The organism is Streptomyces niphimycinicus (assembly GCF_018883605.1).
GTDB classification, from domain to species: domain Bacteria; phylum Actinomycetota; class Actinomycetes; order Streptomycetales; family Streptomycetaceae; genus Streptomyces; species Streptomyces niphimycinicus.
Window position 1 is genome coordinate 1 of the sequence record NZ_JAHLEM010000666.1, and the last position, 9,762, is coordinate 9,762.

Sequence of the window (9,762 nt, forward strand, 5' to 3'; positions counted from 1 at the left end):
TGGTTTCGCTCTGTGCGCGTCAGCGCCGGTCGACGTCGCCGCTGTCGTCGTTGGTGGCGTTGGTGGCGCTGGTGGTGTCGTTGGTGTCGTCCTCGCCCGCCTCCAGCAGGCCCGCCGCCGCGCCCACGATGCGTGGGTCGGCGGCACCGACGACCTCCTCGTCCTTGCCGGTGTAGTCGAAGCGGGCGAGCACGCTGCGCATGGCCTCGACGCGGGCCCGCTTCTTGTCGTTGCTCTTGACCACCGTCCAGGGCGCGTACTCCGTGTCCGTCTCCCGGAACATGGCGACCTTCGCGGCGGTGTAGTCGTCCCAGAGGTCCAGCGAGGCCAGATCCATCGGGCTGAGCTTCCACTGCCGTACGGGGTCCACCTGGCGGATGGTGAAGCGGGTGCGCTGCTCGCTCTGGGACACCGAGAACCAGAACTTCACCAGGTCGACGCCGTCGTCCACGAGCATCCGCTCGAACAGTGGCGCCTGCCGGGTGAAGCGCTGGTACTCGTCCTGCGAGCAGAAACCCATGACCCGCTCGACACCGGCCCGGTTGTACCAGGACCGGTCGAAGAGCACAATCTCACCCGCGGTCGGCAGATGCTCCACATAGCGCTGGAAATACCACTGGCCACGTTCGCGCTCGGTGGGCTTCTCCAGCGCGACGACCCGTGCGCCGCGCGGGTTGAGGTGCTCGGTGAAGCGCTTGATCGTGCCGCCCTTGCCGGCCGCGTCCCGACCCTCGAAGACGATGACGAGCCGGCGTCCGGTCTCCTTGATCCAGCTCTGAAGCTTCAGCAGCTCGATCTGCTGGAGCCGCTTGTGCCACTCGTACTCCTTGCGCTCCATGCGGTGCGGGTACGGGTAGTTCTCCCGCCAGGTGTCGACCGGGCTTCCGTCCGGCCGGATGAGCACGGGGTCGTCGTGGTCGCTGTAGTCGACCCGCAGGTCGGCCAGCTCGGACAGCAAGGGCGGTGTTGTCATCCAGTCCTTCCTTTCCGCTCTCAGTGGAACTGCGGCACGATCAGATAAATTCCGTACGCCACCACCGCGGCGCACGCCACGAAGCACAGACCGGCCTGGGTGAGGCCGACGGTGGAGCCGGTGCCGTTCTCCTCACGGGCCGCCTCCGCACGGGCGAGGCCCAGGACGCCGAGGGCGAAGACGACGACCACGGCGACGGTGACACCGATGCTCAGCCGGTCGGCGGCCCGGTGCGGATGGTGACCTCGTGGGTGTCGTTGACGTTCTTCGCGTCCACCGGGTTCCGGCGCGAGAGGAGCACGATGCCCCCGGCGATGGCCACACCGACCAGGGCGAACGACATTGAGGATCCCGCTCACCAGAACCGCGGTTCTGGGGGTGAGCGCGCCAGTGGCGATGGAGGTGGCCATCGCGTTGGCCGTGTCATGGAAGCCGTTGGTGAAGTCGAAGGCGAGGGCCGTGACGATGACGACCGCCACCAAGAAGGTGATGTGGTCCATTGCCGTATGCAAACAAGCTCAGGCCAATGCTCGGCGAACTGGAGGCAACGGCAGTACGAGGACGACGCGCGCAGGTCGTGGGCATCGTTGTCAGAGCTGCGCCAGCCCGGTGGAATGAGCCCCCTCTCACCCGGTCGGACCCCGCCGCGCGGCCGGGCGCCGCGGGTCCCGCGAACGTTGAGGAGGCATTGCCCTCGAGGGAAGCGAGAACACCATGATGGCGTCTCCGGCTCTCGGCTCCGGACGCGGACCGGCCCGCGCACGTGTCGCGGCGGCCGGGTGCGCCGTGGCGGTGTGCGCGACCGTGGCGGCCCCGGCCGCCGCGCAGGACGACACGTCCGGCGGAAAGCCCACGGTGGTGCTGATCCATGGCGCGTTCGCGGACGGCTCGAGCTGGAACGGTGTCATCCAGCGCCTGGAGCGCCGCGGCTACCCCGTCATCGCCCCCGCCAACCCGCTGCGCGGTCTGTACACCGACTCCACCTACATCGCCTCCGTCCTGGACAGCGTCAAGGGCCCGATCGTGCTGGTGGGCCACTCCTACGGCGGCGCGGTCATCAGCTCGGCCGCGGTGGGCCACCCCCGGGTGAAGTCGCTGGTGTACGTGTCCTCCCTGATGCCCGACAAGGGCGAGAGCGGCCAGTCGCTGGCCGCCAAGTTCCCCACCGAACTCCCCACCGCCCTCAGGACGGTCCCCTACCGGGCCGGTGACGGCATGCGGGGCAAGGATCTGTACCTCAAGCGGGACAAGCTCCACCGGATCTTCGCCGCGGACCTCCCGGCCGGTACGGCGAGGCTGCTGGCGGCGACCCAGCGGCCCGCCAGTACGGCCACGCTCTCGGAGAAGGCCAAGGCGGCCGCGTGGCGGCAGATCCCGTCCTGGGTCCTCGTGGCCAAGCAGGACAAGACCATCAACCCCCGGCAGGAGCGCTTCCAGGCCAAGCGCGCCCACTCGCACACCGTGGAGATCAACTCCTCCCACGTGGCCATGCTCGCGCACCCCCAGGAGGTCACCGACCTCATCATCAAGGCCGCCACGGCCACCGGCTCGGCCCGGCCGTCGCCCGCCGCCGAGCCTTCCGACTCCCGCGCCCGGGCGGAGTCCCGGCCCGCCGATACGGCCGTCGCGTGGGTGACCGGGGGCGCGGCGGCCCTTCTGCTGGGCGGTGGAGCCCTTGTCCTCGGCCACCGCCGGCGTCGGCGGTCGCGGTCTTCGCTCAGGTAGGGCGGCCGGGCAGGGCGGCTACAGCCAGCCGTGCTCGCGGGCGATGCGAGCCGCCACATGGCGGTTTTCCGCGCCGAGTTTGGCCGCGGCGGCCGACAGATAGTTGCGCACCGTCCCCGGGGACAGTGCGGCGCGGGACGCGATCTCCGCCACCGGTACCCCGTCCTCGGCCAGCGACAGCATCTCCGCCTCGCGGGGAGTGAGTGGCGACTCGCCCGCGGCGATGGCGTCCGCCGCCAGCTCGTGGTCGACGTAGCGGCCGTCCGTGTGCACCGTACGGATGATCTCCGCCAGCCGCCGCGCGGACACCGTCTTCGGCACGAATCCGCGCACGCCCGCGCCCAGCGCTTGTTTCAGCGCCCCACCCCGGGCGTGGCTGGTGACGATCATCGTTGCGCACTCCGGCACCACCTCCCGCAGCGTCGCCGCCACCGACACCCCGTCGCCTCCGGGCATCCGCAGATCCAGGACGGCCACGTCGGGGCGGTGTGCCCGGGCCATGGCCAGCGCCTCGTCGCCGGTCCCGGCCTCCGCCACCACGAAGATGTCGTGCTCCAGCGCGAGGAGCGAGGCGAGTGCGCCCCGGATGAGGTGTTCGTCGTCCGCGAGCAGAACTCTGATCATTCGGCCGTCTCCCAGGGAATCCTCGCGGTCAGGCGGAAGATCCCGCCCGGGCGCCGTTCGGTGGTCAGCGTGCCGTCCACCTCGGCCAGGCGCTCGCGCAGCCCGGGCAGGCCGCTGCCGGTGCCGGGCCGGGGGGACGTATCCGCCCCGTCGTTCTCCATCACGAGCGCCACCCGGCCCGAGACCGTCGCGCGCACCGTCACCTCGCAGCGCGAAGCGCCCTGCGCATGGCGGAGCATGTTCGTCGTGCCCTCCCGGACCACCCAGCCGAGCGCCGCCTGCGTATCCGCGGGCAGCCGCGCCGCCGGGCCGTTCTCGATCCGGCAGTCGATCCCGGCCGCCTCCAGTACGGATCGGGCCCCGGCCAGCTCGGCGAGCAGGTCGGCGGTGCGGTAGCCGCGTACCACCGCGCGGATCTCCCGCTGTGACTCCTGCGCGATGTGCTGCACCTCCTCCATCTGCGCCACCGCCTCGTCCCGGCCCCGCCGCGCCAACTGCACCGCGAGCTCGCTCTTCAGCGCCACCACCGCGAGGTTGCGGCCGAGCACATCGTGCAGATCGCGGCCGAAGCGCAGCCGCTCCTCCGCGACGGCCAGCCGCGCCTGTGTCGCCCGCGCCCTGGCGAGTTCCTCGATCAGCCGCACGCTCCAGCCGGTGACCCGCAGCCCCGTGGCCATGAACGGAACCATGAACAGAATGCCGCCGACGGCGAACGCCAGCAGCTCCCCCGACAGCCCGCTCGCCACCGCCGCGCCGAGCGCCGCCACCGGCACCGCCGCGACCAGCACCACTCCGGTGCGGGTCGGCAGCGCCAGCATCGACGGGCCCGCGTAGAACATCATCAGCCAGATCAGATAGGTCACCAGGTCCCCGGCCTCGACGCGGCCGGTGACCAGCAGCGCGCAGCCCAGCGCGACCATGGCCACGGTGGCGGCGACGTACAGCGCGATCAGCCCGACCGGGCGGGGGCCGGCACCGAGGTAGCCGCGCAGGGCCGCCCGGGAGAGCAACAGATGGGCGCCGACGTGTGCCGCGCTGAAGGCCGCCACCAGGGCCGACCCGAGCGGGCCGGTGTCCGATGTCTTGATCCAGAACGCCCACAGCGCGGCCTCGGCGACGGCGAGGGCGGCGAGGGTGGCGAGGGTGTAGCGGCGGTAGCGCTCGGGGCCGTCCGGGCCCCCGAGCCGCTCCACCCAGGTCGCCACGCTCATGCTCCCCGGCCCCATCACCTCGGGCCATGTCATCTTGGGCCCGGTCGCCTTGGGTCCTGTCACCTTGGGCCCGGTCACCTCCGGCTCCGCCACCTCCGGCTCCGCCACCTCCGGCTCCGCCACTTCCGACTCCATCACCTCGGGCTCCGCCACCTCAGGCTCCCGCCGTTCTCAATTCCGCGGTCCCCAGCGGAACCGCCGACGCACAGCAAACACCGCCAGGCCCGTCCATGCCAGCGCGAGGATCACCGCCCGGAGCTGATCCATGGCGGCCAGGTCACCCGTCCAGCCACCCCGCAGCAGGTCCATCACCGGCGAGAACGGCAGCCAGGCGGCGATGTCGGCCATCGTGTCCGGCATCACCTCACGCGGTGCGAAGACCCCGGAGCCGGCCATGGTCACCAGCAAGAACGGCAGGAACGTCATCTGGGCACTCTCCGATGTCCGGGTGAACGCCGCCGTCAGCGCCGCCCCGGCGACCAGCATCGCCACGCCGCCGAGCAGACCGAGCACCGCCAGATGCGGGGCGGCCGGTGCGTCCGCGTCGAGGAAGACGGTCATCCCGACCGCCAGCAGCAGGGATTGCACGACCGCCAGCACGAACGCCGGGAGCGCGCTGCCGACGAGGATCTCCCAGTCGCGTACCTCGCCACTGCGCAGCCGCTTGAGCACCAGCCCCTCGCGGCGCACCACATACACGCCGACCAGATAGGTGTAGACGGAGAAGAGCAGTGCCGTGGCCAGCGCGGCGGGCAGCATGACGGTGGCCACCGACAGGCCGGTGCCGCCCAGGTCCAGCTCCTCGACCGTGCCACGCATCGCGAAGGCCATCACGCTGGGCAGGACCACCGCGGTGAGCAGGGACGCCTTGCTGCGCAGCAGCAGCGTCAGCTCGGCGCGGCCGAGGGCGGTCATGCGGTCGGCGGCGGTGCGCCGGGGGGCCGTGGCCAGGTGCGCGGGTGCCGTACGGGCTGCTGACGTCGTCATCGTGCCTCCTCGCTGTCCAGGCCCTTCGCGATCTCCATGAACGCCTCCTCCAGCGTGGCCGACCGGGCGTCGAGACCACGCAACTCCACGTCCCTGTCCCGGGCCCACAACAGCAGCGCCGTGGCCGTGCGCTGGAGATCGGCGGTCTCCAGCCGGACCGTCCCCCCGGTCTCCTCATAGCTGGTCACCCCCAGCGGCGCGAGCGGCGGCACATCGCCCAGGAAGTGGTCCCGGGGCAGCTCGAAGCTCATCCGCGAGGGCCGCTCGGCGACCACGTCGGCGACCCGCCCCGAGGTGGCGATCCGCCCCGCGTGCATGATGGCCAGCCGGTCGGCGAGCTGCTCGGCCTCTTCCAGATAGTGGGTGGTGAGCAGCACCGTGGTGCCCTGCTGCTTCAGCTCCCGGATCAGCTCCCAGGTCTCGCGGCGGGACTGTGCGTCCAGGCCGGTCGTCGGCTCGTCCAGGAACAGCACCTCGGGCCGTCCCAGCAGGGCCAGCGCCAGATCGAGGCGCCGGCGCTCGCCACCGGAGAGCTGCTTGACCCGCACCGCCCCCCGCATGGCGAGCCTGGTCAGCTCCAGGGCCTCGGCCACGGGGCGGGCGCCGCTGGTGCAGCCCGCCCACATGCGCGCGGTCTCCGTGACCGTCAGCTCGGTCGGGAAGCCGCCCTCCTGGAGCATCACCCCGATACGGGGGCGGACAGCGGCGCGTTCGCGGTACGGGTCGCGGCCCAGCACCCGGACGGTTCCGGCGGTGGGGGTGGCCTGCCCCTCCAAGACCTCGAGGGTGGAGGTCTTACCGGCCCCGTTGGTCCCCAGCAGCGCGAAGAGCTCACCGCGGGCGACCGTGAGGTCGATGCCACGCACGGCCTCGAAGCCCCGATAGTGCCGCCGTAGGTCGGCGGTTTCGATCACAGTGTCCATGCATTCCAGACTCCCGGCGCGGCGGGCCCGATGGCAGTGCGGTCTGTCATGCGTCCATCTGACATCTGTCATACGAACCCTGGAGATACGTCACCGGAGACACCCTCAGAGGTCTTTGACGGCGTCGGTGAGTGCCTGGTCGAGGATGGCGGCACCGTGGGCGATCTCGGTGTCGCTCGCGGTCAGCGGGGGCGCGATCCGGAAGGTGCCGCCCATGCCGGGCAACTGGACGATGTTCATATGCAGCCCGAGTTCGAAGCAGCGCCGGGTGACGGCCGCGCCGAGCCGGTCGGCGCCACCGGCGCCCAGGATCTGGTCCCCGGCCAGTTCCATGCCCAGCAGCAGCCCACGGCCGCGGACATCGCCGACGGCGTCGTGGCGGGTGGCGAGCTCGTCGAGATGGCCGCGCAGTGTGGTGCCGAGCGCCCGCGCACGCTCATCGAGGCGGTCGCGGACCAGCACCTCGAGGACGGTGTTGCCGACGGCGGCCGGCAGCGGGTCGCTGGCATGGGTGGTGAAGAACAGGAACCCCCGCTCATGCGCCCGCTGCTCGATCTCCGGGCCGGTCACCACGGCGGCCAGCGGCAGCCCCGCGCCGAGCGTCTTGGACAGCGTGAGGATGTCCGGGACGACGCCCTCGTGTTCGAAGGCGTACCAGTCGCCGGTGCGGCAGAGCCCGGTCTGCGCCTCGTCGAGGATCAACAGCATGTCCCGCTCCCGGCACTTGTGCGCAAGGGCGGCGAGATAGCCCGGCGGGAGTTCGATGACACCGCCGGAGCTGAGGATCGGTTCGACCAGGCAGGCGGCGAGGCTGCCGACCGACTGGGCGTCGATCAGGTCGAAGCCCAGGTCGAGCTGGCGGCGCCAGTCGAGCTCGCCCTCGGCGTCCACGAAGTCGGGGTGGAAGCGGTCCGGGACCGGCAGTGCGAAGTTGCCGGGTGCGGCGGGTCCGTAGCCCTTGCGCCCGGCGCTGTAGGTGGCGTTCGCGGCGGCCTGGGTCATCCCGTGCCAGGAGCGGGCGAACGAGACGATCTCGTGGCGGCCGGTGACGAGTTTCGCCATCCGCACCGCGGCCTCGTTCGCCTCCGCCCCGGTGGTCAGGAGCAGCACCTTCTCCAGCGGCTCGGGCAGGGTTTCGGCGAGCCGGCGCGTGAGGTCGACGACCGGGCGGCTGAGCATGCCGCTGTGCAGATGATCGAGGAGGGCGACCTGCTCGCGAACGGTCGCGACGATCGCCGGGTGGGAGTGGCCGAGGATCGCGCTCATCTGGCCGGAGGTGAAATCGAGCAGCTCACGACCGCTCTCGGTGAACACCGATGTGCCCGCGGCGCGGGCGATGATCTCGGGGCTGAAGGGGGCGTGGCCGCTGTAGCGGATGAGGTGGCGCTCCGGGGCGGCGCCGGCAGTCTCGGAAGGCATGGGAACGACGGTAGGGATGCGTCGCTGCGCGTGTCCATCGCACAGATCCGACCGCTCTGTCAGGCGGAACCGTACAGCGGAGCCGTACGGCCGAATCTACAATCGGGCGCATGCTCAACTCGGGGCGGCTGCGGCTGCTCAGCCTGCTGGAAACCCTGGGTACCGTCCGCGCGGTGGCCGAGACGCTGCATCTGAGCGCTTCGACGGTGTCCCAGCAACTGGCGGTCCTCGAGACCGAAACCCGCTGCCGGCTGCTGGAGCGGACCGGGCGGAAGGTGCGGCTGACCCCGGCCGGTCTGCTGCTGGCCCGCCGGGGCCGGGAGATCCTGGACCAGATGGCCGAGGCCGAGGCCGAGTTGCACGCCCTGAACGACGAGCCCATCGGCACCGTACGGCTCGGGGCGTTCCAGAGCGCCATCTACACCCTCGCGGTCCCGGCGGCGACCCGCCTGGCCACCACCCATCCGCGGCTGCACCTGGAACTGATCGAGCTGGAGCCGCATGAGAGCGGACCGGCCCTCCGCTCGGGGGAGGCGGACGTCATCATCACCACCACCGACTACGTCGGCCTCTCCTGGGGCGCGGATATCGAGATCATTCCCCTGGGAACCGACCCGATCGTGCTGGTCCTGCCGCCTGACCACCCGCTCACCGGCCGCACGACGGTGAACCTCGTGGCATGCGCGGAGGAGACCTGGGCGTGTGACCGACCGCAGTCGTATATGGCGGATCTGACCGTACGGCTGTGCCGCGAGTCGGGCTTCGAGCCCCGGGTGGCCTGCCGGTTCAGCAACTATCTGATGCTGCTGCACCATGTCGAGTCGGGCCGGTCGATCGCCCTGCTGCCCGCCCTCGCCATCACACCGGACCACGCCGTCGCCACCCGGGAGCTGAGCACACCGGTGCACCGCAACATCGCCATCGCGGTGCGCCGCGGCACAACGCAGCGCGCGGCGGTGCACGCGGTCGTCGCGGCGCTGCGCGACCACCCCGAACTCCCGGCCCTGTCCGCACCGCACCAGCGCCCCGGCCGGGAACGCGGTGGCTTCGGTGCGTGATACTTTCGGTGCCGCCGTGCGCTGCCGCGAACCGAGGAGGTGAGACCGATCAACGCTGTGACAGGTCGGGCCTCCCTCCTCCCCCGCATGGTCCAGGGAGTGCCCGCGCAAGGCACCCCGAAAGGCTTGCAACGCCATGCGCTTCACCTCTGAGACATCGTCCGACGGTGTCCGCGAACAACTCTTCACCCTTGGTGGGATTCCCGGTGTGCTGTGGACACCGGAAGGTGCCGCCGGTACGCGTCCCCTGATCCTGATGGGGCACGGTGGCGGTCAGCACAAGAAGGCCCCCGACATCCTGACTCGCGCACGCCGCTCCGTGGCCGAGTGCGGTTTCGCGGTGGTGGCGGTCGATGTGCCCGGGCATGGCGACCGTCCGGTGGTCGAGGAGTACGACCGGATCGCCACCGAGAACCAGGCCCGGGTGGCGGCCGGAGCGGAGCTGGCCCCGCTCATCGCCGACTTCCAGGCGCTGGTGGCCCGCCGGACCGTCCCGGAGTGGCGGGCGGTGCTGGCCGCGGTTCAGCGGCTCGAGCACGTCGGCGCCGGGCCGGTGGGCTACTGGGGGGTCTCGCTGGGGTGCGGACTCGGTGTTCCGTTCGTCGCCGCCGAACCCCGCGTCCGCGCGGCGGTGCTGGGGCTGGGCGGGGCTCTGGCCTCGGCCGGGGACGCCGCGCGGATCACCGTCCCGGTGGAGTTCCTGGTGCAGTGGGACGTTGACTTCCTCCCCCTCGTAAACGAGGGGGATTCCTACGGCTCGCGCCGTGGGGCTTCCTGCTTCGTCACCGACTGCCCCGCCGGGAGGACTCCCGTTGAGGTCTTACACCGGCTCCACAGGCCGA

Annotated in this window: 10 protein-coding genes and 1 pseudogene; 3 read left to right on the forward strand and 8 right to left on the reverse strand. The window is 71.4% G+C overall.

Annotation, left to right across the window (positions count from 1 at the left end; genetic code table 11):
- Positions 1 to 19 precede the first annotated feature (19 nt).
- The 3 genes and pseudogenes from ppk2 to KN815_RS39665 form a co-directional block, all read right to left on the reverse strand.
- A complete protein-coding gene (ppk2, locus tag KN815_RS39655; protein ID WP_216346652.1) occupies positions 20 to 973 on the reverse strand; it encodes a polyphosphate kinase 2 in 954 nt (317 codons plus the stop codon).
- A gap of 20 nt (positions 974 to 993) precedes the next feature.
- Entirely contained in the window at positions 994 to 1,188 is a 195-nt protein-coding gene (locus KN815_RS39660) for a hypothetical protein (RefSeq protein ID WP_216346660.1), read from the reverse strand.
- Positions 1,189 to 1,308: 120 nt separating this feature from the next.
- A pseudogene (locus KN815_RS39665) lies at positions 1,309 to 1,473 on the reverse strand (inorganic phosphate transporter); the annotation flags it as partial.
- Between the two features lie 214 nt (positions 1,474 to 1,687).
- On the opposite strand from KN815_RS39665, the gene KN815_RS39670 reads away from it, so the two are divergent.
- Positions 1,688 to 2,698, forward strand: a complete 1,011-nt coding sequence (locus KN815_RS39670; RefSeq protein ID WP_216346653.1) for an alpha/beta fold hydrolase — start codon at positions 1,688 to 1,690, stop codon at positions 2,696 to 2,698.
- A gap of 18 nt (positions 2,699 to 2,716) precedes the next feature.
- Here KN815_RS39670 and KN815_RS39675 read toward each other — a convergent pair whose 3' ends face one another.
- From KN815_RS39675 to KN815_RS39695, 5 genes are all read right to left on the reverse strand, one after another.
- Positions 2,717 to 3,322 carry a response regulator transcription factor gene (locus KN815_RS39675; protein ID WP_216346654.1) on the reverse strand — a complete coding sequence of 202 codons (606 nt, stop codon included), beginning with the start codon at positions 3,320 to 3,322 and terminating at the stop codon, positions 2,717 to 2,719.
- Positions 3,319 to 4,686, reverse strand: a complete 1,368-nt coding sequence (locus tag KN815_RS39680) for a sensor histidine kinase (RefSeq protein WP_216346655.1) — start codon at positions 4,684 to 4,686, stop codon at positions 3,319 to 3,321. The genes KN815_RS39675 and KN815_RS39680 overlap by 4 nt, the downstream gene beginning before the upstream one ends.
- An 18-nt stretch (positions 4,687 to 4,704) precedes the next feature.
- Complete coding sequence (locus KN815_RS39685; protein ID WP_216346656.1) at positions 4,705 to 5,520, reverse strand: ABC transporter permease; 816 nt, start codon at positions 5,518 to 5,520, stop codon at positions 4,705 to 4,707.
- A complete protein-coding gene (locus tag KN815_RS39690; protein WP_216346657.1) occupies positions 5,517 to 6,443 on the reverse strand; it encodes an ABC transporter ATP-binding protein in 927 nt (308 codons plus the stop codon). Before KN815_RS39690 ends, KN815_RS39685 begins: the two co-directional genes overlap by 4 nt.
- Before the next feature lie 105 nt (positions 6,444 to 6,548).
- Entirely contained in the window at positions 6,549 to 7,862 is a 1,314-nt protein-coding gene (locus KN815_RS39695) for an aspartate aminotransferase family protein (protein ID WP_216346658.1), read from the reverse strand.
- 110 nt (positions 7,863 to 7,972) lie between these two features.
- On the opposite strand from KN815_RS39695, the gene KN815_RS39700 reads away from it, so the two are divergent.
- Positions 7,973 to 8,920: a LysR family transcriptional regulator gene (locus KN815_RS39700; RefSeq protein ID WP_216346659.1), complete on the forward strand. Its 948-nt coding sequence runs from the start codon at positions 7,973 to 7,975 to the stop codon at positions 8,918 to 8,920.
- 136 nt (positions 8,921 to 9,056) lie between these two features.
- On the forward strand, positions 9,057 to 9,762 hold a 706-nt coding region (locus KN815_RS39705; protein WP_253209531.1), incomplete at its 3' end, for an alpha/beta hydrolase family protein.

What these genes read in the sequence shown, in the direction of transcription:
- ppk2 (WP_216346652.1), bottom strand. Translation starts at nt 973, where the DNA reads ATGACAACACCGCCCTTGCTGTCCGAGCTGGCCGACCTGCGGGTCGAC.
- KN815_RS39670 (WP_216346653.1), top strand. Translation starts at nt 1,688, where the DNA reads ATGATGGCGTCTCCGGCTCTCGGCTCCGGACGCGGACCGGCCCGCGCA.
- KN815_RS39675 (WP_216346654.1), bottom strand. Translation starts at nt 3,322, where the DNA reads ATGATCAGAGTTCTGCTCGCGGACGACGAACACCTCATCCGGGGCGCA.
- KN815_RS39685 (WP_216346656.1), bottom strand. Translation starts at nt 5,520, where the DNA reads ATGACGACGTCAGCAGCCCGTACGGCACCCGCGCACCTGGCCACGGCC.
- KN815_RS39690 (WP_216346657.1), bottom strand. Translation starts at nt 6,443, where the DNA reads ATGGACACTGTGATCGAAACCGCCGACCTACGGCGGCACTATCGGGGC.
- KN815_RS39695 (WP_216346658.1), bottom strand. Translation starts at nt 7,862, where the DNA reads ATGCCTTCCGAGACTGCCGGCGCCGCCCCGGAGCGCCACCTCATCCGC.
- KN815_RS39700 (WP_216346659.1), top strand. Translation starts at nt 7,973, where the DNA reads ATGCTCAACTCGGGGCGGCTGCGGCTGCTCAGCCTGCTGGAAACCCTG.